General features: G+C 47.5%; 22 protein-coding genes. 13 read left to right on the top strand and 9 right to left on the bottom strand.

The genetic code is table 11. The annotated features are described in order from the left end of the window. Positions 1–31 precede the first annotated feature (31 nt). Positions 32–646, top strand: coding sequence for a helix-turn-helix domain-containing protein (locus tag FC49_RS05340; RefSeq protein WP_003715564.1), 615 nt, complete (start codon positions 32–34; stop codon positions 644–646). 74 nt (positions 647–720) lie between these two features. On the opposite strand, the gene FC49_RS05335 is transcribed toward FC49_RS05340, so the two are convergent. After that, positions 721–1,641: an AraC family transcriptional regulator gene (locus FC49_RS05335; RefSeq protein WP_056984462.1), complete on the bottom strand. Its 921-nt coding sequence runs from the start codon at positions 1,639–1,641 to the stop codon at positions 721–723. 168 nt (positions 1,642–1,809) lie between these two features. Between FC49_RS05335 and FC49_RS05330 the strand changes: the two genes are divergently transcribed. The 4 genes from FC49_RS05330 to FC49_RS05320 all read left to right on the top strand — a co-directional run bounded on the left by FC49_RS05330 (position 1,810) and on the right by FC49_RS05320 (position 7,302). After that, on the top strand, positions 1,810–3,180 hold the full coding sequence (locus FC49_RS05330) for an MFS transporter (protein WP_056984461.1): 1,371 nt from the start codon (positions 1,810–1,812) through the stop codon (positions 3,178–3,180). Positions 3,181–3,499: 319 nt separating this feature from the next. Then, on the top strand, positions 3,500–5,167 hold the full coding sequence (locus tag FC49_RS05325) for an alpha-galactosidase (protein ID WP_235804876.1): 1,668 nt from the start codon (positions 3,500–3,502) through the stop codon (positions 5,165–5,167). Between the two features lie 20 nt (positions 5,168–5,187). Continuing rightward, positions 5,188–5,607 (top strand): hypothetical protein, encoded by a 420-nt coding sequence (locus FC49_RS10160; RefSeq protein ID WP_235804875.1) that lies wholly within the window; start codon positions 5,188–5,190, stop codon positions 5,605–5,607. A 417-nt stretch (positions 5,608–6,024) separates the two neighbouring features. Then, entirely contained in the window at positions 6,025–7,302 is a 1,278-nt protein-coding gene (locus FC49_RS05320) for a dicarboxylate/amino acid:cation symporter (RefSeq protein ID WP_003715508.1), read from the top strand. Positions 7,303–7,367: 65 nt separating this feature from the next. On the opposite strand, the gene FC49_RS05315 is transcribed toward FC49_RS05320, so the two are convergent. After that, positions 7,368–7,817: an Lrp/AsnC family transcriptional regulator gene (locus FC49_RS05315; protein WP_056984460.1), complete on the bottom strand. Its 450-nt coding sequence runs from the start codon at positions 7,815–7,817 to the stop codon at positions 7,368–7,370. 204 nt (positions 7,818–8,021) lie between these two features. Here FC49_RS05315 and FC49_RS05310 point away from each other — a divergent pair, with 204 nt between their 5' ends. Both FC49_RS05310 and FC49_RS05305 read left to right on the top strand, forming a co-directional pair. After that, positions 8,022–8,480, top strand: coding sequence for a universal stress protein (locus FC49_RS05310; RefSeq protein WP_003715540.1), 459 nt, complete (start codon positions 8,022–8,024; stop codon positions 8,478–8,480). Between the two features lie 230 nt (positions 8,481–8,710). Further along, on the top strand, positions 8,711–9,751 hold the full coding sequence (locus tag FC49_RS05305; RefSeq protein WP_235804874.1) for a serine hydrolase domain-containing protein: 1,041 nt from the start codon (positions 8,711–8,713) through the stop codon (positions 9,749–9,751). A 121-nt stretch (positions 9,752–9,872) separates the two neighbouring features. Here the strand turns inward: FC49_RS05305 and FC49_RS05300 are convergent, their stop codons facing one another. From FC49_RS05300 to zwf, 3 genes are all read right to left on the bottom strand, one after another. Then, the gene (locus FC49_RS05300) at positions 9,873–11,828 is read right to left on the bottom strand and encodes a sugar MFS transporter (protein WP_056984459.1); all 1,956 of its coding nucleotides are present in this window, start codon (positions 11,826–11,828) and stop codon (positions 9,873–9,875) included. A gap of 418 nt (positions 11,829–12,246) precedes the next feature. After that, entirely contained in the window at positions 12,247–13,683 is a 1,437-nt protein-coding gene (gndA, locus tag FC49_RS05295; RefSeq protein ID WP_004564456.1) for an NADP-dependent phosphogluconate dehydrogenase, read from the bottom strand. Positions 13,684–13,822: 139 nt separating this feature from the next. Beyond that, positions 13,823–15,304: a glucose-6-phosphate dehydrogenase gene (gene zwf / locus FC49_RS05290; protein WP_004564466.1), complete on the bottom strand. Its 1,482-nt coding sequence runs from the start codon at positions 15,302–15,304 to the stop codon at positions 13,823–13,825. Positions 15,305–15,600: 296 nt separating this feature from the next. On the opposite strand from zwf, the gene FC49_RS05285 reads away from it, so the two are divergent. Both FC49_RS05285 and FC49_RS05280 read left to right on the top strand, forming a co-directional pair. Continuing rightward, positions 15,601–16,164: a cadmium resistance transporter gene (locus FC49_RS05285; RefSeq protein WP_003715515.1), complete on the top strand. Its 564-nt coding sequence runs from the start codon at positions 15,601–15,603 to the stop codon at positions 16,162–16,164. A 37-nt stretch (positions 16,165–16,201) separates the two neighbouring features. Next, on the top strand, positions 16,202–16,531 hold the full coding sequence (locus tag FC49_RS05280) for an ArsR/SmtB family transcription factor (RefSeq protein WP_004564460.1): 330 nt from the start codon (positions 16,202–16,204) through the stop codon (positions 16,529–16,531). A gap of 52 nt (positions 16,532–16,583) precedes the next feature. On the opposite strand, the gene FC49_RS05275 is transcribed toward FC49_RS05280, so the two are convergent. Then, the gene (locus tag FC49_RS05275) at positions 16,584–17,750 is read right to left on the bottom strand and encodes a CynX/NimT family MFS transporter (protein ID WP_003715491.1); all 1,167 of its coding nucleotides are present in this window, start codon (positions 17,748–17,750) and stop codon (positions 16,584–16,586) included. A 159-nt stretch (positions 17,751–17,909) separates the two neighbouring features. Here FC49_RS05275 and FC49_RS05270 point away from each other — a divergent pair, with 159 nt between their 5' ends. Then, complete coding sequence (locus FC49_RS05270) at positions 17,910–18,350, top strand: VOC family protein (RefSeq protein WP_056984458.1); 441 nt, start codon at positions 17,910–17,912, stop codon at positions 18,348–18,350. Positions 18,351–18,652: 302 nt separating this feature from the next. Here FC49_RS05270 and nrdI read toward each other — a convergent pair whose 3' ends face one another. Next, positions 18,653–19,129, bottom strand: coding sequence for a class Ib ribonucleoside-diphosphate reductase assembly flavoprotein NrdI (nrdI, locus tag FC49_RS05265; RefSeq protein WP_003714148.1), 477 nt, complete (start codon positions 19,127–19,129; stop codon positions 18,653–18,655). A 207-nt stretch (positions 19,130–19,336) separates the two neighbouring features. On the opposite strand from nrdI, the gene FC49_RS05260 reads away from it, so the two are divergent. Genes FC49_RS05260 through FC49_RS05250 form a run of 3 tightly spaced genes read left to right on the top strand, consistent with a single transcriptional unit; the run spans position 19,337 to position 21,269 of the window. After that, positions 19,337–20,200 (top strand): hypothetical protein, encoded by an 864-nt coding sequence (locus FC49_RS05260; protein WP_056984457.1) that lies wholly within the window; start codon positions 19,337–19,339, stop codon positions 20,198–20,200. Between the two features lie 15 nt (positions 20,201–20,215). Then, complete coding sequence (locus FC49_RS05255; RefSeq protein WP_056984456.1) at positions 20,216–20,752, top strand: NAD(P)H-binding protein; 537 nt, start codon at positions 20,216–20,218, stop codon at positions 20,750–20,752. A gap of 1 nt (position 20,753) precedes the next feature. Beyond that, positions 20,754–21,269: a DUF1836 domain-containing protein gene (locus tag FC49_RS05250; RefSeq protein ID WP_056984455.1), complete on the top strand. Its 516-nt coding sequence runs from the start codon at positions 20,754–20,756 to the stop codon at positions 21,267–21,269. A 76-nt stretch (positions 21,270–21,345) separates the two neighbouring features. Here the strand turns inward: FC49_RS05250 and FC49_RS05245 are convergent, their stop codons facing one another. Both FC49_RS05245 and FC49_RS05240 read right to left on the bottom strand, forming a co-directional pair. Continuing rightward, positions 21,346–22,455: an AI-2E family transporter gene (locus FC49_RS05245; RefSeq protein ID WP_056984454.1), complete on the bottom strand. Its 1,110-nt coding sequence runs from the start codon at positions 22,453–22,455 to the stop codon at positions 21,346–21,348. Next, the gene (locus FC49_RS05240; RefSeq protein WP_056984453.1) at positions 22,455–23,297 is read right to left on the bottom strand and encodes a TIM barrel protein; all 843 of its coding nucleotides are present in this window, start codon (positions 23,295–23,297) and stop codon (positions 22,455–22,457) included. The genes FC49_RS05245 and FC49_RS05240 overlap by 1 nt, the downstream gene beginning before the upstream one ends. Between the last annotated feature and the right edge of the window lie 56 nt (positions 23,298–23,353).

Genomic DNA, 23,353 nt, shown 5'->3' with positions numbered 1-23,353 from the left:
CAACATTATCAAGCAAAAGGGAGAATTATCGATGGATTTTAGCACGCAAATTAAGCAACAGCGACAACAGCTGGGGTTGACCCAAGCCGACGTCGCTAGCCAACTTTTTGTGACCCGGCAGACAATTTCAAATTGGGAACAGGGGAAGAGCTATCCGGATTTGAGCATGTTAGTTAAGCTGAGTGAAGTGTACCAAGTTTCGCTTGATTCCTTACTCAAGGGGGATGCGCAGCTCAAAAATTATTTGGAGCAGGGAAAAGCATACAATGCCTTTAGTGTATTTAAGGGGTTGTTTTTCATCCTATATGGATTGTTTTTCCTAATAACGGATGAACTAAATTATGAATCACCGGTCACGCAGTTTTGTATCTGGGGATTTGTAATTACTTTCTGTATTGTTATTTTTTATGGATGGTATATTCAGCCGTTCTTCCTGGGGATGAATAAGAAGCTGTTTAACCGCAAGAATCACCGGCCAGACCAAAAGGCTACCTGGCTTAATAAGCTCTGCTGCGGGGTGGTAATCGCGCTGCTTGCAGCCATGGTCATTGTTAATAATGATTGGAGCGATTACCTTTTGACGGCGGGATTAATGCTGATGGGACTGGTGAATATTTTCCAGAAATATATGTGGAAGCAGGGGTAAAGAAACTGGAGTATTGAAATAATAAGCGGCCCCCTAGCAGGAATGAATGTTTTCCTGCTAGGGGGCCGCTTGGTTTAGTGGTCGTTTTTAAAGCGCTGCAAGTAGTTAATATCAGTATCTCTGGACAATAGCTGTTGAGGATCAAAACTAGAAGAATCCTGAAATTTATGGGAATAGCTTCGGCGAAACTCAGATGGGGTGAGTTGGAACTTCTTTTTAAATAGCTTCATGAAGTGCTTATCGTCATTAAAATGGGCTTCACTAGCAATTTGCTTAATGGGAAAGTTAGTTTTGAGCAATAGTTCTTGCGCCCGCGCCATTTTAAGCTGGTTGATGAACTGGATAATGGTTTGACCAGTTGCGGCTTTGAAGATGCGTTCTAGGTAGTTAGGATTAAATTCAAAATGTTGGGCAACCTGACTAACCGTTAACGAACTATTGAGGTTGGAACGAATCCATCCCTTGATGTTTTCCATCTGATCGCCGGTGCGGGACTGCGAAGATTCGATGAACTCGTGAGCCAGTTCGATGAGGAGACTGGTAAGAAGGTAATCTACGGTGATGTGTGGATAATGTTGATTACTTGCGATGTCAAGGACCTGATTAGCCAATACAAAAGACTTTTTGATTTCTGGAAGACTGAATTGTGCGGGAAGCGGGATTTGTCCACCAAGAGTCTCTTGACCTTCTTGATACTCCGTTTGCTCAATTCCTTGGGGAGTTGGGAAAAAGTGGAACCAGTAATACTGTGTAAGGGCAGGTGACTTTTGAAAGCCTACGACGACAGCATGGGCAGGAACAAGGAGGACTTGATTAGCGTCCAGGGTAAACCGCTGTTGGTTAACCTGGAGAAAAAGTTTGCCAGTAACGAGAATAATAATTTCCCAGGCTTCATTTTGGTAAATCCGCTTGTGTTGCCAGTTTTCGTCTGCGGTAAAAAAGCCTTGGTTAACCGCAACAATCGGCTGGCTAATGTCAAAATAGGTCACCTGCATAAGAATCCCTCCTAATTTACTTTCATAGTAAGAAATTCACACTAATTGTTCAATGCAAAGTAGTAAATAGACACTGATAATGCCTAATTAACCATTTTTGAAAGCTGTTGAAACCGATTACAATTTAAACGTTGAAATTATTAGCTCTGCTCATAGGAGGAATGAATAATGGCTAAGAAAAAGGTGAAGTATCCGTGGGGGTCCACGCGGGAAAAGGTTGGCGCGCTGGAAAAACTAAGCTACGCTAATTTGGATTTTTCAGGACAGCTATTGGCAACGGTGGTTAATAGTTACCTGATGTATTTCTTTACAGATGTGGCGGCGGTTTCTGCCGCGGCAACCGGGGTAATTTTATTACTGGCCCGGGTGGTTGATGCTGTTGGTGCTCCTGTATGGGGAACACTGATTGATATGACCCATTCTAAATATGGGAAAGCCCGGCCCTACTTTTTGTGGTTGGCTTTTCCATATGCTGCCAGTGCTATTTTACTATTCTGGGCGCCGAGTCTTAGTCCAGCCGCTAAGGCGATCTACTGCGGTGTAGTATATATGATTTATGGGGTTCTGTATTTGGGTATTAACGCTCCCATTACCACGATCCTAACTCTGATTACCTCATCACCTGCCCAGCGGGTCAAGCTAAATTCCTGGCGGATGGTTGGTTCCCAGCTGGGGGTCTTCATTGTTAACTCCTTAACTTTGCCGCTGGTTGCTTTTTTTGGCGGTGGCAACGATGTTAAAGGGTTCCGGATTTTCATCGTGATTTTCGCTATTTTGAATGTTTGCGGGACACTCTTCTCATTTAGTCATATCCGCGAACGGGTCGTTGTTCCTAACAGTCAGCGGGTAACGTTGCGGAAGAGTATTCATGCGATGAATAAGAATTGGCCGTGGTTCCTAATTGTTATCGGTAATTTCCTATTTTGGATTGCCCAGCAGGGACGGCAACAGTCGCTGGTCTATTACTTTACCTACTACTTCCACAGCAAGGGGTTAGTAACGTTCTTTAATTCTATTGCAATTATTCAGGTGGTTGGGATTATTTCGATTCCCTTGCTTAATAAGTACATGTCGAAAAGCCATATTTGGGCGCTGGGATTAGCCGGGGCCGTGATTGGCCAATTTAATATCATGTTTGCTCACCTAAGCGTTGTTGGCGCGATCATCGGTTGGGTGATTGCTAACATTGGTTCCGGAATTGCCTGTTCGATGCCTTTTGCCATGCTGGGCTCAGCTGTGGATTATGGTGAATGGAAAAACGGGGTAAATGCTGCCGGAATTCTGACGACTGTGGGTTCAGCATTTTGTATGTCCATGGGGATGGGACTGGCCGGTGCCCTTAATGGTGGAATTATGTCTGCCTTTGGCTACGTTGCTAATCATACGCAGACTGCTCATGCCTTGCTTGGGATTAATATTTCGTTTAATTGGGTCACCATCTTGATGTACGCTTTGGCGATTATTCCAGCCTTAATCTATCAGAGATACGAGAATATGGAAAAGAACATTACGGACGAGTTGGCAAAGACACGAGAATAAAGGGGTGGGACAGAACTAGCTTGGCTAGCTCTATCCCACCTCCGTCGATGCGTAGCTGCATTTATATCTTTAAAACAGTAAAGAGACTGAGTTAATTTCCAGCCTCAATTCATCCGGGAAAGCAGGATGAAGATAATATCGACAATAATGATGAGGGCAAGAAAGAATAGTAAGTTGCCCGGTTTGGGTTTGTTGTTCATACAATTGACCTCCATTAATAATTATTGTCTTTATCATAGCAACGAAAGCAATTGGGGTGAAGTGAAGGTAGTAAAACCACACCTTTTCTACTACAACGACGAAAAAAGAGGATGACAAGATGACTGAATTTTCGATTAATACGCCAGCTACCAGATTGAACTTTGAAGTGTTGACTGGTGGTCAGGTTGCATTGACACAACTAGGAAGTAATGATCTCACAACAGCTAGTTTCAATGATAAACAGCAGATGGTCCTAACGGAGGTGCAGGTAACTGGCGAAAACATTCACCATAAGGGCGTGGGCTTTGTTGGTACTGAGCCTGGGAGCAGCTTGCACTATGTTTCTCATCGAGTAATTGAGAGCAAGAACGGTAAGACCCTTGAAGTTATTCAAAAGAATATCCCGGAAACGCTTCTGGTGACGAACCATTACCGTTTATTTAATAACACTCCGATAATCCGGAGCTGGGTAACATTAGAAAATATTGGCAATGGGAACCTGGGAATTGAATATGTGTCTTCGTTTGCCTTAACAGGGATTAACCAAGCCAGTGACTTGGATGGTAATTATGCAGAACATAATACTATTTACATTGCCAATAACGATTGGACGGCTGAAGCTCAGTGGAAAGCAGGTTCATTAAAAGATGCTGGCCTTGATTACTGGGTAGACGGTGAAAAAGGGCAGGCTTCGTCAAAGCGCATTAGCATCACCAACAACTCTTCCTGGTCTTGCTCGGAGTATTCACCAAACGGAATTTTAACGAATAGTGTGACTGGACAAAGTGCAATCTGGCAAATTGAGAACAATGGTGCCTGGCATTATGAACTGACAGATATTGGTGCTGGTAATCAACTCGCAATTCGCCTTTCCGGCCCTGAAGAATATGATAATCACTGGTGGAAGAATTTAACACCAGGTGAAACATTTACAACTGTGTCAGCTGCGTTTGGTCAATTACAAGGGGATTTTGAAGATGCTCTAGCCGCGATGACGACCTACCGCCGACAAATCCGGCGCCCCAACCAAGACGATCAGCAACTGCCAGTTATTTTTAACGATTACATGAATGGCTTGTCTGGAGATCCCACGACAGCAAAGGAAAAGCCGCTGATTGATGCAGCAGCCCAGGCCGGCTGTGAATACTATGTGGTTGACTGTGGTTGGTACGCTTCTGGCTACTGGTGGGACAGTGTTGGCGAGTGGCAGCCGTCGACTGAACGCTTCCCCAATGGAATTGAGGAAGTTATAGACTATATCCGGAGTAAAGGGATGGTCCCTGGATTATGGCTGGAAATTGAAGTAATGGGGATAAAGTGCCCGTTGGCGGACAGATTGCCCGATGATTGGTTCTTTATGCGCCATGGTAAACGGGTTATTGATACGGACCGTTACCACTTAGACTTTACTAACCCTGCCGTGCGTAAATATGCTGATCAGGTAGTGGACCGGTTGGTAAAACAGTATGGAGTTGGCTACATTAAGATGGATTATAATATTACCACTGGTATTGGGACTGACCTGAATTCAGATAGTGACGGTGACGGCCTGCTCAAGCATAATCGTGCTTATCTCAAGTGGCTGGATAGTGTCTTTAAACGTTACCCTGACTTGGTAATTGAAAATTGCGGTAGTGGTGGCATGCGCCATGACTATGCAATGCTCCAACGGCATAGTATTCAATCGATGAGTGATCAGACAGACTATCTCCGGAATGGTAATATTGCAGCGGTAGGCGCTTCTGTTGTAGCCCCGAGCAGTGTGCTATTTGGTCGTACCCATTAAGAGATGGGGATGACGAAGAAGTGATCTTTAATATGGTGAATGCACTGTTAGTTCGCATTCACCAAAGTGGCCTTCTGAATGAAGTCAAGGGGCATCGCTTAGAACTGGTTAAAGAAGGAATTGCAACTTATAAGCAGTATCGGGAAAAAATCCCTGCGATGACGCCAGTATGGCCAACGGGGCTTAGTCAGTTGGATGATGAATGGTTTAGTTATGGATTACGTAACAAGAAAGAGATGTACCTAGCCGTCTGGCATGGTAAGGGGGAAACAGTAGAAAAAACGATTGATTTATCCCACTATGGCAAAGTAAACGAGGTTACTCAGCTATTTCCGAAGGATGACCGGCTAACTAAGTATGTGTGCGCGAATGACCTTTTGACTGTTCATTTTCCTCAAGAGAAGGTTGTCCGGTTATACAAAATTGAATTGGGTGAGTAAGAATTAATTAGATTGAACCCAGTTTCAGCGCCCTGGCTGGGTTCTTTTTTAGTTAAAAACCATTTGTGGCTAGAAGACTGTTATTTTTAAATAGTGAATAACCGCTAACAGATAAAAAAGATAAATCTTTTTTGCAGAGCAATATTGACCATTGGTATTAAATGTTTAAACAAACAATAGCAAGTATTAATCCCTGCCATACTAATAAAAACTGTACATTAAAACAAAGGATGCACCATCTTTTTTGATGAAAGCAGAACTTTACTAGCCAAATTTTAAAATCTCGTATTTATAAATAGTGAATGACTATGACTAAGAATCATTTTAAAGTTCACTTTTTATTAAATCAGCACGTGAAAACCGTGAATGGATGTGCTAAAGTAGTTAGTGACATTAACAGGGAGAGAAGGATGAAAAGTGAAACGCTATCGCTTTGGCCGGCTGAGTATGGGCTGGCAAATAATGATTGGTTTAGTATTAGGGATTGTCTGTGGGGTAATTTTTTACCAAAATAAGGGTGCCATTACGGTAATGCAAAGCCTGGGGACCATCTTTATTCGGCTGATTCAAATGATTGTCATGCCGATTGTGGTCTCCTGTCTGACCGTCGGGATTGCCAACATTGGTGACATTAAAAAGCTGGGACGGATTGGTGCCAAGACGTTAATCTATTTTGAAGTCTTGACCACCATTGCCCTGCTACTGGGGATCGGGATGGCGAACCTTACCCATCCAGGGTCTTTTATCAATATTCATGATCTTCACGCAACGGACATTTCGCAGTACATGTCGACTGCTAAGCATGCCGCTCACGACAGCGGCTTTTGGCCTTTGATTCTTTCAATTATTCCAACAAACATCTTTAAGTCGATGTCTGATGGTGACATGATGCCGGTGATCCTATTCTCAGTACTCTTTGGGCTGGGGATTGCGGCCGTCGGTGAAAAAGCCAAAATTCTGATTGATGTTTTGAACGGGGTTTCTGAGGTTATGTTCAAGGTCACTAACTGGGTGATGAAGTTTGCACCCATTGGTGTCTTTGGACTAATTGGGATGACCATTGCGGAGATGGGGATCAGTGCGCTCCTGCCGCTGGGTTACTTCATTTTAATTGCCTACGTGACAATGATTATTTTCATCGTTGTTGTTTTAGGGATTACGGCCCACCTCTTCCACCTGCGTTATTGGAAGACGATGCGGGTTATCTGGGACGAAATCATCTTAGCCTTTACAACTGCTAGTTCTGAAGTAACGTTGCCACGGCTGATGAAAAAGACCCATGAGATGGGGGTTGAAAAGGGGGTTACCTCCTTTGTTATCCCTACTGGGTATACCTTTAACCTTGATGGCTCTGCGATTTACCAATCACTGGCGGCAATCTTCCTCGCACAAGCATACGGTTTACACCTGACGCTTGCGCATCAAATTACGCTCTTAGTGGTATTAATGATTACCAGTAAGGGAATGGCTGGGGTGCCCGGCGCGTCCTTTGTGGTCCTGCTTGCCAGTGTTTCGACAATCGGGGTTCCGATGGCCGGTCTAACCTTTATCGCCGGGATTGATCGTTTCGTTGACATGGGCCGGACGGCAGTTAACGTGGTGGGGAACTCAATTGCCACCCTGGTAATTGGTGAATCAGAAAAATCATTGAACCGGGAACAATATAACCACTATTTAGATAATTACGGGAAATAATTGAAGCCAAACTAAAAATCCAGGACTGTAGAAGACGGTCCCGGATTTTTTATTGTTTGTAAAAATTACGCCTCATCATCATCCAACGTAATCCCACGGTGCTGGACGCTGGTGCTGAAAACGATTTGGGTGCTGGTTTTGCCAAAGCGCTGCTGGATAGTATTAATAAAGTTATCCAAATCAGTCGTAGAAGGGAAAATGACCTCCATGATTTCCGAATAGTCTCCGGTTACACAGTTGCACTCCACCACATTGGGAATGCTCTGTACATAGGGGTAGAATTCATCCTTTTGCCGTGGTTCCAGCTGGACCTGAATAAAAGCCCGTACGTGAAAGCCGATTTTTTCGATGTCGATTGAGGAATGGTAGCCATTAATAATTCCTGATTTTTCGAGTTTATTAATGCGGGCAGCAATTGCCGGCGATGAAATGAAACATTCCTTTGACAAGTCCTTTAAGGAAGCACGGGCATTTTTTTGTAATGAATTAATAATTTTACGATCAATCTTATCCATCTGGTAAACCTCGTTTTATCTCATTAGAGCCTAATGTATATTTTCTCATAGTGGCTTAATGTGTTGACTGAATTGTAGGCGATTTCCTGGTCAATGTCAATTGTGATAAATTTAGCTACATCGCATGAATGCTTACTACTGACAACGATTTAATGGTACAATAAAGATAGACAATACAAGAAGCTGCATTGGAGGCTCAAGCATATGGATCAAGAATACCAAAACATTTTAGTGCCGGTTGATGGTTCTAAAGAATCTGAATTGGCTTTAGAGCGGGCAATTTTTGTTGCTAAGCGCAATGGTGCTCACGTTGATGTCCTAAACGTCATCGACACTCGGGCAATGGCCTATAACTTTGCAGGGATGTCAGACGGGAGCATTGCATACCAGCTGGTTGACAAGTCCAAGGAATACCTTAGCAAGCTCTTGAAAGAAGCTAAGGAGAAGAATGACTTTGACAACATGGACATCCACATTCGGCTGGGCAATCCGAAGACGATTATCTCCTTTGACTTTATTCATGATCACCACAACGACATGATTATGATTGGTGCCAGTGGTTTATCACGGATGCAACGGGCTGTGATGGGTTCCGTAACCTCGTACGTAAAGCGGAACGCTCCCGTGGACGTACTGGTCGTTCGGACTGCCGTTGACCAATAGCGTTAAGTTAATCGAAAAACAGTAACAGGGAGCGAGACAGAAGTCGGAAGCGACTTCGTTTTCGAGCCCCCGTCGACGCGCAGCTAGTCTTTAGAAAGCGCAAATAGGGTTTCAGAGTTCGGCTTTGCCGAGCACTGGAACCCATTTGCGTACTGCGCCGTTCGTATTTTATCTAAGTGAGAGGGCTTATGACCCAACCTGTTCTTCTTTTTAAAACTGAGAAGGGGAGAATGATGCGAGGACGATGGCGAATAATCTTAATGCTAATCATGGTTACTAGTGTGCTCATAACCCCAATGCCGGTCAAGGCGGCGGCCGGCCAGCAGCAGGTTGCCGATATTCAGCAGGTCCTTCGGGAAAATAAGGTAAACGGGATTGTACTAATCGACGGTCACGTGCACAATCCCCGGGTTATTAGCAACCAGACGTCCGATGATCCGCGACTGGTTGTCAAGGCGGACCGGCTGTTTCCCATTGCGTCTTTTCAAAAATTAATGACGGGAATTGCCATTGAACGCTTAGTTGAGCAGGGAAAACTTTCGCTGGCGACACCGCTGAGCCGCTATTGGCCGTCAATCCCCCACGGACACCAGATTAGTATCCAGCGGCTAATGATGCATACCAGCGGGCTTACCAACCAAGAACCGCCCTTAAACCGTCCGCTCGGGGGCGAAAAGGAGCAGGAACACTACCTCCTTCGCCACTACCGTTCCAGCGGTCACTTCACTTGGAACTATGCGGATATTGATTTTAGCATTCTTGCAATGATAATACGGACAGCTAGCCGGCGGTCCTACCGTGGCTTTCTAAACCAGCAGATTTTACGCCCTGCCGGGATGCAGGTAAAGTCATACCAGCAGGTGCGTCCCGGGCAGGTAACTCGTTCAGGGGATGATTGGGGACAGCTGCAAACAGCAATGTCAAAGGAACTTGGTGCCGGTGATGTTTTCTGTACACCCCAGGATTACTGGCGCTTTTATCATCGGGCATTCTTAGAACAGCCGCACTTGTTGCGGCGCTTTATCGCCAAGCACGGGCCGGCCGGGAAGGAAACATACTTTGGTGGTACTTATATTGAGCCGCCGTACCTGCACGCAAATGGCTACCTCAGCGGTTATTCCTGTACACTGTACTGTAATTACCGCACTAAGCAGACAATTATGCTATTTGCCAATAATCTTTCCTATTCCCAATTGCGGTCATTAAGCGGCCAGCTCTACCATGCTTATTTCGGCGACTACCGGGAAGAACAGTCGCAGATTAATTATTAAGTGGAGGCGTCAATACGTTTAGAGAATACTAAAGGACTCCAGCGTTCGGTTTTACGAGCACTGGAGTCCCTTTTTGTTTAGTAAGAGGACCTATTACAGTCCTGTTATTCCATTAAACAGCCTAGTTATTAGCGGAATCTTTCTTGGTAACCTTTAGGACGTTATCCTTCGTGGTTACCTTCGTACCAGCTTTAACTAGCATATCGAGGTTGAAACTTTCACTGTTAGTAACTGTGACAATGACCGTGTCGTCCAGGCCTGCCTTCTTAATGGTTGGGTCCCAGAATTCCATCAGCTCTTGCCCCTTTTCAACGTGTTGTCCCTTGTTGAAGTAGGTCACAAAGCCGGTTCCATGGAGTTTAACGGTATCGATCCCAATGTGGATGAGGAGGGCAATTCCGTTGTCGGAAACCAGCCCAACGGCGTGCCGAGTAGAGAAGGTTGCCCGCACTGTTCCGGCGAATGGTGCATAAACCTTACCATCGGTTGGCTTGATTGCAAAGCCTTCGCCCATCTTGCCTTCAGCAAAGGCAGGATCGCTGACGTCCTTCAGGTTGACAACTTCACCGGCAACTGGTGCTGGAATGTCAGTTTCACCTGGTTGTGGTTGTGGAGCAGGCTCTTCAATTGCAGTATCTGCAGCAGCTTCGCCACCCTTAAATTGCTTGCCCCAGGTTTGTTCCAACTCAGCCACGATCTTGGCGTGGGAACTTTCATCCAGTTTAACCTTGATGGCGAAGATGATAATCCCAACGATGATTAAGGCAATTGGAATCAAGAACATGTAAATCTTGAAGACGCTAACGCCGTGAGCAGTAATGGTAGCGGCAGTGGCACCACCGGTCATCCCAGCGGCAACGGTAGCCATCCCAACAACCCCGTTGGCAACGGCACCACCGAACTTATCCAGCAGCGGCCGAATTGACAGGGTCAGGGATTCGTCCCGGTGCCCTAATTTCAGCTGACCGTATTCAACAGAGTCGGTAATCGTCATCAGGACAACCAGGAAGATAATTGGTTGCGGGATGAAGAATAATTCGGCACCAAGGAGAACCAGTGCTAATGACTTGCCGGCAAAGGCGAAGATCAAGGCACCGATAACTTCGATCGTAGCGGCACCGTAGAAGAGCTTGTGCCGACCGATCTTTCCTGAGAACAGTGGGAAGGCGAAGACGGAAATCACACCGACAACCGTGTTCAAACCACCCAGGATAGAGAAGGCCTTGGAGTTACCGAGAACGTAAGTGAAGTAGTACAGTTCGAAACTGTTCAGCAAAGTCTGACCAGTGGTGAAGAACAGGTAGGACATCGCAATGGCCAGCAGTTGGTCGTTCTTAACCAGGATGTGCAGGATATCCTTGAGCTTCGTTTGTTCCTTGTTTTCCCGCAACAGCGACTTTTGTTCGTGGGTAAACATCCCGACGCCGATGGCCGTGATTGCAGAAATGGCAGCAACGATTACGGCAAAGATAAACCATCCACGGTCATCACCGGTTCCGCCATTTTGGTTAATGGAGAAGAACAGAACCATTGGCATGATGACAAACCCAATGATTTGCCCACCGATGGTTGAACCAACCCGGGCAAAGGTAGCGATCTTATCCCGTTCGTGTGAATCGAAGGACATTGCGGGAATCATTGACCAAAAACCAACATCATTGAATGAGTAGAAGATATCCATAATGATGTAGATAATGGCAAAGACAACCAGGTACAGGTAAGGACTGGAGACGTTCAGTCCGCCAAGGGGCGTGAATAAAGCGGCCAGCAGGACGGCTGAAATAACACCACCGCCGACAACCCACGGCTTAAACTTACCCCATTTAGTGTTGGTCCGGTCGATTGCGTTCCCAATCAACGGGTCGATTAACAATTCGACAATCCGTAAAATCATGATGATGGCGGTAACGTAACCGACCATCCGGTTGTCAAATCCCTTGTCACTTGAAGTAAACAGGTGACCAGTAACGTACATCATGAAGTACGTTGATAGTAATGCAAAGAAAGCGTCATGTCCGAACGCCCCAAGAGAATATGCGAGACGTGAGCGGACCATATGTGGCTCTTGCTTATCCATTCTTGACTCCTCTTTTCTAACAAAAATAAATAATTGCTTACAACCATCATGTTAAGCGCTTTCAATAAAGTTGTCAATGATTTTTTAGTAAAATTTTACGATGGTTATTCACTATTTTACCTCGTTAGTCTAATAACATGGAATACGCTGGACAAAGTCAGTTACGGATGTTCTGCCAGCAGCTGCGAGTAAGTAAACTTTTAGTAAGTGCAGACCCGTGCGGGAAGTAGGAGTCCGGAGGGAACTTCAGCAAAGCAGCTAATTGGACCTGAACCACAGATGACATTGCCGAAGTTCAAAAGCGGAATCTAAAAAGGCGCCAGCAATCAGGGAAAAGCCGATTGCTGGCGCCTTTATGATTCAAGGGCATGCAGGCCGTTTGTCCTTCACGCTCTCAAGAAAGGTTTAATTAAAATAATTATTGTTCTTCGTACCAGCTGTAGTGGTAGTTACCTGGGCGGTCAACACGTTCATAAGTGTGAGCACCGAAGTAGTCCCGTTGTGCTTGCAGCAGGTTTGCAGGAAGCACTTCAGCCCGGTAGGAGTCGTAGTAGCTGATGGCAGCACTCATTGATGGTACTGGGATACCAGCCTTAACGGCCAGGGCAACAACGTCCCGGATAGCCTTTTGGTACTTCTTAGCAATGTCCTTGAAGTAGTCGTCAAGGAGCAGGTTCTTCAGGTCAGGGTTCTTGTCGAAGGCATCAGTGATGTTTTGCAGGAACTGTGCACGAATGATGCATCCTGCACGCCAAATCTGTGCCAATTCACCCATCTTCAGGTTCCAGCCGTAACGGTCGGAGTCGATCCGCATTTGTTCGAATCCTTGGGCGTATGACATAACCTTACCGAAGTAGAGGGCTTGACGAACCTTTTCAATCATTTCCTTCTTGTCATCGATGGAGATGGAGTCGGTTACTTCAGGCAATACCTTGCTTGCGGCAACCCGTTCGTCCTTCATCATGGAAATGTAACGAGCGTAAACGGCTTCGGTGATAACTGATTGTGGAGCACCACCGTCAAGGGCAGTCATTGATGACCACTTACCAGTACCCTTGTTGGCACCACGGTCAAGGATCATGTCAACGATTGGCTTGCTCTTGTCGTCACCCAGGTCATCCTTACGAGTCAGGATGTCAGCAGTGATGTCAACGAGGTAGCTTGATAATTCACCCTTGTTCCATTCAGCAAAGGTCTTGGCGATGTCGTCAACAGGCATCTTCAAAACATTCCGCATGATGTTGTAGCTTTCGTCAATTAATTCTTCGTCACCGTATTCGATACCGTTGTGAACCATCTTGACGTAATGACCAGCACCGTTAGGGCCGATGTAGGCAACACATGGCTTGCCGTCTTCTTCAGCCTTGGCAGCAATCTGAGTCAAAATAGGAGCAACTAAGTCGTATGCTTCCTTTTGACCACCTGGCATCAGGGCAGGACCGTGGAGGGCACCCAGTTCACCACCGGAAACACCCATGCCGATAAAGTTAATCCCGGACTTGTCCAGCTTAGCGTTCCGTTCCATGGTGTCGTGGAAGTTAGTGTTCCCACCGTCGATCAGAACGTCACCCTTGTCAAGCAGAGGGAGTAATTCATCAATGACAGCGTCAGTTGGCTTCCCAGCCTTAACCATCAGCAGGATCCGCCGTGGTTTTTCCAGTGAGTCAACGAAGTCCTTAATCGTGTAACTAGGAACCAGCTTCTTGTCGCTGTGGTCCTTCATCATTTCATCTGTCCGGTTGCGGTGACGGTTGTATACGCCAACCGTGAAGCCGCGACTTTCAATGTTCAATGCAAGGTTCTTACCCATAACAGCTAAACCGACAACACCGATTTGTGCTTTATTCTCTGACATTAAAGTCACTCTCCTCATAGAAAATACATGTAATAATTTTCACAATGTCCATTATAGCAAAAAAATTAAACTGTGCAACCGATTTACATAACAAAAAAGCGTTTTAAGCCGAAGCTTAAAACGCTTGGTTAAATTATTATTAGTGGTTGAGGCGGTAAACCCACTTGCGGCCATCACGAGCCAACAGTTCGTCGGAAGCTGCCGGACCCATTGAGCCTGGAGTGTAGTTCGGGAATTGTGGCTTCTCGATGTCCCAGAGCTTGCGGATAACGTCAACAAACTTCCAGGCGTAGGCAATTTCAGCCCATGAAGCAAAGTTGGTGTGGTTGCCTTCCAGGGCGTCGTGGAAGAGACGCTCGTATGGTTCTGGGGATTCCTTCTTGTCGGAGTCGCTTTGCAGGTACTTGAGGTCGACCGGCTGGGTAGTGAAGCCTTGACCAGCCCGCTTAGCGTTTAATTGCATTGCGAAGCCAGACTTTGGTTCAACAAAGATCGTCAAAACGTTGGAGTTCAGTGACTGGTCGCTTTCGTTCCGTGGGTCAGCGAAGATGTCAATTAATGGCTTCTTGAAGACCACGTCAATCCGGGTAAACTTGTCGGCCAGCTTCTTACCAGTCCGAACGTAGAATGGCACACCAGACCAGCGATAGTTGTCAAACAACAGCTTAGCAGCAACGAAAGTTTCAGTACCAGATTCTGGGTCAACCCCGTCAGCAGAACGGTATGCTTCAGTGCCGTCACCAGCATCGTATTGACCACGAACAAAGTTGGCCGCAGCTTCAGATGGCGTGTAGACACGGAGACTCCGCAATGCCTTGATCTTTTCAACCCGGACATCGGTGTCAGTAAAGGAAACTGGTTGTTCCATTGCCAACTGGGCAACGATTTGCATAATGTGGTTTTGTACCATGTCACGCAGGGCACCAGATTGGTCATAGTAACCGGCCCGCTCTTCGACACCCAGCTTTTCACTCAGGGTAACCTGGATGTTGTCGATGTAACGGTTGTTCCACAGGGATTCAATAATGGTGTTACCAAAGCGCAGTGCTTGGATGTTTTGCACCATTTCCTTACCCAGGTAGTGGTCGATCCGGAAAATCTGGTTTTCGTCAAAGGTCTGGGACAGTGCGTCGTTCAGCTTCTTGGCGGAATCGAAGTCGCGACCGAATGGCTTTTCAATTACCAGCCGGTTGAAGCCGTCGTCGGAAAGGAGCCCCTGCTTTTTCAGGTTCATGGCGATGGTACCAAAGAATTGGGGAGCCATCGACATGTAGAAGAGGCGGTTGCCTTCCGTACCGAATTGCTTATCCAGCTCTTCGATCCGTTCCTTTAAGATCGTGTAGTGTTCTGGCTTCGTAACGTCGTGGGCCTTGTAGAAGAAATGCTTGGAGAAGTCAGCGGCTTCACCGTCACGGCTTTCTTCCACGTCCTTAATTGAGTTGCGAACAAGTTCTTGGAATTCTTCATCACTGTAGTCGTGACGGGAAGTCCCGAGGAGGGCAAAGTGGTCTGCTAAGTAGCCCTTTTGGTAGAGCTTGAAAAGCGCAGTGTAGAGCTTCCGCTTAGCGAGGTCACCGGTAGCACCAAATAGTGTAATAACAGCTTTATTTTCTGTAGCCAAAATGTTCACTCCTTCTGAAATTACAGAAATTTTTTACCATTCCCAATTATATACTCTCGTGCTAAAGTCTGCACTATAAATGGAATTATTTCCGCGCTGGGGCGGAAATGGCCCATTGTGGTTAGGGGGCTTCAGATGAGCTTTCGGTTGTCAAACGCTTGGAAATGGTCTAGAGCAAAAGTTTTTTTGCAAAGGGTTGCAAATGAGCTATACAAAATGGTAGTTGGGTATCTTGCTAATATGCCAGAACTGTTATATAAACAATATGTAAAAATTGATATATTGGAGTGTTAGTAATGAATTACTGGTTATTATCGCTAACGTTTATTGCAGTCAACCTGGACTTTTTTCTGATTATGCTTTTCCTGTTGCGGCGCTACCGAGTTTGGGATGTTGCAGTTGGCTATACGCTTGGCGTCGTCTTGCTGATGAGTGCTAGCTATTTTATTGGCCAGGCCCTAGCCTTGTTTTTGCCGGAATGGGTATTAGGAACTTTGGGGATTTTGCCAATTTATATGGCGGTTCATGACAATGATGATGAAGCCCATGACCAGAGCCAGCATTCGCCGATTTTGGCAACCCTAATGACCTACTTAGCAGTATGTGCAGGTTGCAACCTGGCAATCTTCTTGCCGGTCCTGACTAAGTTGTCACTCCAGGCGTTCACCCTCGCGGCCCTATTTATTGTGTTGCTCTCGGTGGCGGCAGTATTGCTAGTAAAGGGAATTGGCACGGTGCCGCTAGTCGAGAAGACATTAACAAATTACGGCGAAATACTAATGAAGATCATCTACATTGGTGTTGGGCTGTATGTCTTTTATGATAGTGGTCTCGTTTCCCATTTAGTAGCTTTGCTATAATTTAACTAGCATTTTTAGAAAAAGGAGGGGAGCATGTTTGGCTTCCGTACATGATTTGATTGATGAGGCGGCAAAGATTTATAAGGTGTTGAGCAATAGCAACCGGATAGAAATCCTGTATTTTCTTCGCCACCAGGACCAGGAGCTAGCAGTTTCAACAATCGTTGACTGCCTGCCAATGTCCCAGCCCGTCGTGTCAAAGCAGCTCGGAATATTGTATCGTTACCAGCTAGTAGGGCGACGCCGGGAGGGGACCAAGGTCTACTACTTTTTAGATGACCCCCACGTGGTCGAGATGGTTGATGATATGTTGAACCACGTCAAGCACGAGATTAAGGGGGAGCCCCACCCCCGCAACCTCTATTAAATTGAAAACAGCGCAGCGGTAGTTTACAAAGTTACCGTTGCGCTGTTTTCAGTTAAATATACTGGTGACGTTCGGCGAGCATTCCAAAAAGGGTGAAGAGAAATGCTGCCACTAAGATGACCGCGACGCTAGCAAACCAGTTGTGCGTCTGTGCATTTAGGTTGCCGACGATGACTGGCCCGAGGGCTGCGATTAAGTAGCCGATTGATTGAACCATCCCGGAAAGGTTCCGGGTGTCGGCAGAGCTCTTCGTCTTGAGGCCAAACAAGGTCATTGCTAGTACAAACGTGGTCGTTGAGCCCGCACCGAGCAGCAAGGCGACAACGCAGAAGTAGGCAAAGGAGTTGACCGGGAAGAACATCATGACTGTGCCGACCATTGCGGACACCCCGGCTGCCAACATAATTGGTTGCCGGTTGGTCATTTTCGCCGCGATTACGGGAACCGCAAAGGCAAATGGTAAGGCAAACAACTGAAGCAGTCCGGCGATCAAACTGGCCTGATCACTGCTAAGTCCCGCGCTCATCGCGATTGTGGGCAGCCAGGCTACAACACTGTAAAAGACGAAGCACTGAAAGCCGAAGAACAGCAGTAGCCACCAGGCGTTGACTTCTTTCCACATGTTGGTTCCCTTGTCGGCTTGCTGGCCAGCCGTGGCGTGTTCGTTGTACTTGAGGTTTGGCAGCCAAACAATCGCACTAATTAAGGCAATCAAACTAATAAGGATGACCGCGGTCTGCCAGCTGCTCTGGTGGGTGATTGGCGTAATGGCGTAAGCCCCGATAGCCGCAAACAGGGTCATCGCAGTGTTATACATTCCTGTAATACTGCCGATTCGTTCCGGAAACTTATCCGTGATGATTGCTGGCAGCAAAACGTTGATACACGTAATGGCGACCCCCACCAGGATTGTCCCAACCATTAACAGCGGGAAACTGATGATCCGGAGATAGGACCCGATAAACATCAAGACCATGGCGATGGCGATGGTCAATTCGTTCCCAATTCGCTGGGCGGTCGCTGAAACGACGGATGACAACAAGCCAAAGCAGAGCAGTGGGATGGTTGTTAGGATTCCGAGGCTGGTTGGCGCCACGTTGAAGGTCTGGGCAATTTCTTTGATGACGGATGGGATAGAAGTGATCGGCATCCGCATACAAACGCCAAGCAAGAGAAGGCCTAAGATGAGCAGCGGACTATGTTTTTTAACTTTTTCCACAAGATTCGTCCTTTCGTAATTTAAAATAGCTAAATATCATTATACCACACTAAAACCTTTTACTAACTAGGACAATCTTGGCCGTGATCCCGAGCAAAATTTGACGGCAACCGCTTCTAACCATATAATCAATAGCGAAGATTTATACGGAGGAAAAATATGACGGCAAAAATCTACCCGTACTTAACTTTTGAAAACGCCAAGGAGGCAATGGACTATTACGTCCAGAACTTTGGGGCACAGATTGTGCACCACCAGCCACTGAGCGAAAAGCAGGCTGAAAACATCGGCCTGACCACTGACGACTTGACGGCAACCACCCTCTACGGAGAGTTTTCCATTGCGGGGCAAAGGATTATCTGCGCGGACGCGACGATGGGCAACCCGCAGACTTCGACACTGATTTCTATTGTGCTGAATTTCGGTGACGATAAGGGTGGCGCCCAGCAGCTCTTTACGCAGTTAGCAGATTCTGACGAACAACGGGTCACGGTTCCGTTTGGCAACTGGATGCTGGGCGGTATGATGGGCCAGGTGGTGGACCGCTACGGGATTACCTGGCTGATTTGCGCGGGCAATGAGCTGGTTGGTGTGGAATAATTATGAATTAAAGAGAGGGGACCATGAACTAGCTTGGCTAGCTCGTGGTCCCATTTTCGTCATTGCTGTTTAAAATAGCCAAGAGGCTGGGGATTAACTCAACCTCTTTAATATTTTAAAGTTAGTAATGCCTCAGCGCAGTAGCTGGCTGGCAGTTCAAACGCTGATAAATCAGCATTTGACCAACCCCAAATAGGCTAGCTGCGCGTCATAGCCATCCTTGTGGAGGTTCGAAGACAAACGCCCCAAATCAGCTTGCTAGCCGATTTGGGGCGTTTTTTCTCACTCTCTTTACGTGGCGACTATTCTTCGCTAATACCGTTTTTTGCCCATTCTTTGGTAAGGGTGCCGTAAATCCGTTCCACGTCCGCGTCAGTTCCCCGTAATTCATAATTATCTAGGAACGGTGCGTTAAAGATCTTGGCATACTTACGTGCAGTCAAGCAGTATTGCTCGTTGAAATTCTTATTGCCGCTACCAACCACGCCGATGCAGTAACGAGCGTTATTACCGTCCTCAATGTACTCACCCAGTGCCGTGGTCATGATTTCGGTATAGCCGGAATCAATCCCGTTGCCCCCGGTTAGGTAGGTAGGAACAAAGACGAAAAATGGTTTGCTCTCACTGGCAGGGGCGTCCTGAGGCCCGATTTCCTTGGCGTTGATTTCAGGATTAGCCTGGTTAATCATGTTTTGCTGCTTGGCAAAGGCAGTCAATCGTTTTACAAAGGAGCGCGTATTCCCTTCAAGCGATATGTATAGGATATTCATTTTGGCCATTAGAACTCTTCTTTCTACTTTGATATTCTCGCAGGTTTAATTATACGCTAAAAAAGCGGTAACTTGTAATATTCTTTTGCGCGAATGTCAATTTTTCCGTGAAGTTATTATTTTTTAGGATGAAATAAGTTGAATAATAAACCATCTTTCCGGGTAAAATGCTAAAATTAATACTAAATCATAAGATCTTTAACGGGGGAATGGATAGTGAGCAGTGTTGTGTTGAATAACCTGACCTTTGAAGCAAAGTCGGGAGACGAACTGGAAGAAGTATCACTGGGCCTGATGTCACCGCAGATGGTGGCGCTGTGCAGCAATAGCACGGCACCGGTAGCGGCCTTAGAACAACTGCTGATGAATCAAGGAAAAATGATTGAGGGATCCGTCCAAATTAACGGCAACGACCTGTCACAGCTAAAGCGCCACCCCGAACAAGCGGTGGTCTCGTTTGCCCGGTTGGTCCTAAAGGGCAAAACAGTTGAGCGGGCCATCCATCATGCCAGTCGCCACCTGAAAGATGCCCTGCCGGTTGAACAAACACTGCCGATGCTATCACCGTTGGGAATCAAGCATGACGATAAGGTGGCGGCGTTAACGGCCAGCCAGCAGGTCGAATTGCGGGTGATCATTATGTTAGCGTTGCGGCGCCCGGTCGTCTTCCTTGGTGATGCCCTCGATCAGCTGCCCGCGCCGGCACGGCAGACGATTGGCAACCTGGTGAGGGACTATGCTCAGAAGACCAACTCCATAGTGCTCTTTTCCAGCAATGACGTTTCGACCATGATGCGGTTTGCCCAGACGATTTATTATTTCAGCGGCAGTCGGTTGACGTCTGCTCGTGATATTAATCCGAGTGATGGAGTCGACTGCACGGTAACCGTAACGGGGACGGGGCTGCCAATTGACGTGGCGATGAAGATGGGGGCCCATATGCTCGGCGAGGCAGAAAACCAAACCCGGTTCCTGTATACCGGTAATATCCAGGCCCTGTTGCCACTGCTGGAACAAAACACCATCACCGACGTCCGGATCGAGGACGCCACGGTAGACGATGAACTAATGGCTTATTAGCAGAGGGGTGGTCAAATGGGGCGCACGATAATTGTCAGTCGCCGGCATGACCGGCTTAGCCAGCTGATCATGAAAAAGATGTACGATGCGGTGGCGGTAAGCAGTCTCAAAGTGAGTTTTCAGCAGGGGGACCAGTTATGCTGGCTCCCAGAGATCAATGCTCCAGTAGATGAGGAAGTGCAAGCGCTGGCTGCGCAAATCGACCGGGCGGTGTTTACTCCCCAAAAGATTGTTATGCTGTCAATGGTCGGCACGGCAGATGATGCGACGCCAGAACAGGTGCAGCGGTGGTATGACAAGGGAGCGCAGGAATACCTCTGGGCTCACCAGTACGCAATTAAGATGATTGACGAGCTAGAACTGCCGTATACGGTGATTCGCTCCCTGCCGCTGACGGCTACGGCTAGTCCCGCGGTAATCACGTCCGAGGGGCAGGCGGTCACTGGTAAGGGCGTCAGTGAGGAGACCTTAGCAGGCGTGATTGAGCAGGCACTGCTGACCGACCGCTACCGCAACCAGTCGATTGGAATTTCCGCAAAGGAGGATGACTAGGATGATTCAGCAAAGCTATCAGGATTGGACGGGGAAACTTGCCCAGACGCGTTTTCCCCGCTGGAAGGAACTACCGACGCTTGGCCTGTACATCGATCAGGTGGTAACGATTGTCAATGACCAGTTGTCAGCAATTGGTGTGGAACCGCTGACGAAGTCAATGGTCAATAATTACGTTAAGAAAAAAGTGATTCAGGCACCGGTAAAGAAGAAGTACGCGGTGAATCAACTAGTTGACCTTTTACTGATTGGGCTGTTCAAGACGAGCTTTTCAATTGAGGAGATTCGGGCGGGAATTGCCGAAGTAACGGTCGCTGCCTATCCACAAAAAGCGTACGACCAATTTGTCGATATCCTCAACGCCAAGCTGGCTGGCGAGCCTCTGCAGCCGCTCGCTAACTACCAGCCGAGCCAGCAACTGGAGATCTACGCCATTGATGCAGTGCTGACCCAGTTAAAGGCTACTCACCTGCTGCGGGAGCTGCACCAGCAACAATCCGTTACGCAGGTTGATTAGGAATAAAATAACGGCTTCTGCAATGCGCTTTTCCGCATTACAGAAGCCGTTTGTTATACGCAGTAAAGTTGATCGCCTACTCTTGCCCGGGGCGCTCTCGCTTGCCGACATCGGTAGCGATGATTTGGTAAAGGGCAGCGAAGAGGGGAACCGTCAGCATCATGCCAAGAATTCCGGAAATACTGCCACCGATAATGACCGCGGCAAAGACCCAGACACTTGGCAAGCCAATGCTCTTGCCGACCACCAGCGGATAGGTTATCCGGTTGTCCAGCTGCTGCAGGACGATGATAAAGATAAGAAAGATACCGGCTTTCAGTGGCGAGACGGCAAAGATGAGCACGACCCCGATACTGGCGCCTAAAATGGCCCCGATGATTGGAATAAGTGCACCGATGGCGGTCACGACCCCAATCATTGTCGCGTATGGCATCTGGAGAATGGACATACCGATAAAACAGGCGATTCCTAAGATAGCAGCGTCCTTGCACTGCCCGGCAATGTAGTTGCTGTAACAATTGTCAAAAGTCCTGATGACGTACATCAGCGGCCGTTTGATTTTGCCCAGGTAAGCGTCAATCAGGCGGGTACACTGGCGGGCCAGCATTTCCTTATAAATCAGCAGGTAAATGGAGAAGAAAAAGGCCACGATGGAGGTGGTCGCCACGGAAACGACTGACGAGGCGGTAGACATAAGGGCTTTCACGGTGCCGCTGAAACCGTAGGAAAGGACCTTCTCGGCTTTGGACCAGCTCAGGTGCCGGACGTCAAATTGCTTGAAGACTTCCTGGAGGTTGCTGTTGTGTTCGAAGGCCGTAATAAACCTTGTAATCACCTTGCTGTGGTTGTTAATTAGTAGCTGAACGCAGCTGATCAGCTCGGGGATGACCAGCCGGATGACGATGGCTAAAATCAAGAAAATCGATAGGTAGGAGAGAACGATTCCCCAGAGACGCTGGAATTTCTTTGCCCGGGGGCCCTTGAATAGCCGGCGGTAAAGCTGTTCATACTTGCGTAAAAGCAGGTTGACAATGTAGGCAATCACGGCGCCAATGAGGAGGGGTGTCATGGCCGCAAAAATCGTCGTACACCATTTAGCAAAGTGGGGCCAAAACACGATTGCCAGGTAGAGGGCGAAGAGCGCCAGCGCTAGGGAAACGTGCTGACGGTTGACGTACTTTTTCATTAGCAGTCCTCCTGCTTGGTCAGCTGGGCGGCTAGGCGGCTTAGGTAGGCATGGCTGGCAAGCTGTTCTTGGCAGTCGCCCTGGTCATGCAGGTTGATTTCATAGATGCTGCTTGCCTGGGGATTCATCCGGGGGAGGACGCCAGCCCAGTCAATTTTGCCGGTCCCCAGCGTCAAGCTATCGTGCGTTTGCCCCAGAGAATCGACGAGGTGGTAGTGAACAACGGCGGGTGCCAGGTGACTAAGTGATGCTTGCAGGCCCTGATTGTCCCCATGCAGCTCGATAAAGCAATGGGAAGTATCAAACGCCAGCCGGTAATGGTGGGCCAGGATTTCGTCTTCCTGAGCGGGGTCACCGTACGCAAATACTGGTGCAATCGAGTTTTCAAACATAATGTGGTCACCGCCTGCCCGGGCAAAGCGGTCCAGCCGCTGGTAAACAGCGTCCCGGGCTGCTTGGACGGACGGGTACAGTGCCACCATGTATTCGACGGTTGGGCCAGCGTAGCCACCGTGAACCAGCACTTGGACGTCCAAGTCATCAGCGAGGCGGAGCAGCTGCGTAGTCGTTTCCTCAATGAAACGGTACAATTCTGGATAATCCTTTTCGGGCGCCACGACATCGGCATGGTACTCGCCAAAGCTCATTGGGTGGTGGAGGACGATGTGACGGACGCCCCGAGATTGGACGTACTGGATTGCCTCCCGAAGGTGCTGGTAACCCGCCGGTGTAAAGTCATTTGCAGCGGTGAAAAATTCGTAGACTTGTGGCTGGTAGCGCAGACGGTCGTCAATCTGTTCACGGCTGCTGCTGCCTTTTAAACCGAGTTGGGGCTGAAACATGGATAAGACTCCTTTACATACTGTGATTACTGCTACTATCATAGCAGATTTTAACT

This window comes from Limosilactobacillus oris DSM 4864 (genome assembly GCF_001434465.1).
In the GTDB taxonomy this organism is placed as follows: domain Bacteria; phylum Bacillota; class Bacilli; order Lactobacillales; family Lactobacillaceae; genus Limosilactobacillus; species Limosilactobacillus oris.
Note: the sequence above shows the minus strand (reverse complement) of the source record. Positions and strands in the feature narration are given on the sequence as shown.

Bases quoted from the DNA above. Each gene is read 5' to 3' on its own strand.
- FC49_RS05310 (WP_003715540.1), top strand. From the start codon at position 8,022: ATGGATCAAGAATACCAAAACATTTTAGTGCCGGTTGATGGTTCTAAA.
- FC49_RS05330 (WP_056984461.1), top strand. From the start codon at position 1,810: ATGGCTAAGAAAAAGGTGAAGTATCCGTGGGGGTCCACGCGGGAAAAG.
- FC49_RS05305 (WP_235804874.1), top strand. From the start codon at position 8,711: ATGATGCGAGGACGATGGCGAATAATCTTAATGCTAATCATGGTTACT.
- FC49_RS05255 (WP_056984456.1), top strand. From the start codon at position 20,216: ATGGGGCGCACGATAATTGTCAGTCGCCGGCATGACCGGCTTAGCCAG.
- nrdI (WP_003714148.1), bottom strand. From the start codon at position 19,129: ATGGCCAAAATGAATATCCTATACATATCGCTTGAAGGGAATACGCGC.
- FC49_RS05325 (WP_235804876.1), top strand. From the start codon at position 3,500: ATGACTGAATTTTCGATTAATACGCCAGCTACCAGATTGAACTTTGAA.
- FC49_RS05315 (WP_056984460.1), bottom strand. From the start codon at position 7,817: ATGGATAAGATTGATCGTAAAATTATTAATTCATTACAAAAAAATGCC.
- FC49_RS05300 (WP_056984459.1), bottom strand. From the start codon at position 11,828: ATGGATAAGCAAGAGCCACATATGGTCCGCTCACGTCTCGCATATTCT.
- gndA (WP_004564456.1), bottom strand. From the start codon at position 13,683: ATGTCAGAGAATAAAGCACAAATCGGTGTTGTCGGTTTAGCTGTTATG.
- FC49_RS05240 (WP_056984453.1), bottom strand. From the start codon at position 23,297: ATGTTTCAGCCCCAACTCGGTTTAAAAGGCAGCAGCAGCCGTGAACAG.
- FC49_RS05245 (WP_056984454.1), bottom strand. From the start codon at position 22,455: ATGAAAAAGTACGTCAACCGTCAGCACGTTTCCCTAGCGCTGGCGCTC.
- FC49_RS05335 (WP_056984462.1), bottom strand. From the start codon at position 1,641: ATGCAGGTGACCTATTTTGACATTAGCCAGCCGATTGTTGCGGTTAAC.
- FC49_RS05270 (WP_056984458.1), top strand. From the start codon at position 17,910: ATGACGGCAAAAATCTACCCGTACTTAACTTTTGAAAACGCCAAGGAG.
- FC49_RS05250 (WP_056984455.1), top strand. From the start codon at position 20,754: ATGATTCAGCAAAGCTATCAGGATTGGACGGGGAAACTTGCCCAGACG.
- FC49_RS05285 (WP_003715515.1), top strand. From the start codon at position 15,601: ATGAATTACTGGTTATTATCGCTAACGTTTATTGCAGTCAACCTGGAC.
- FC49_RS05340 (WP_003715564.1), top strand. From the start codon at position 32: ATGGATTTTAGCACGCAAATTAAGCAACAGCGACAACAGCTGGGGTTG.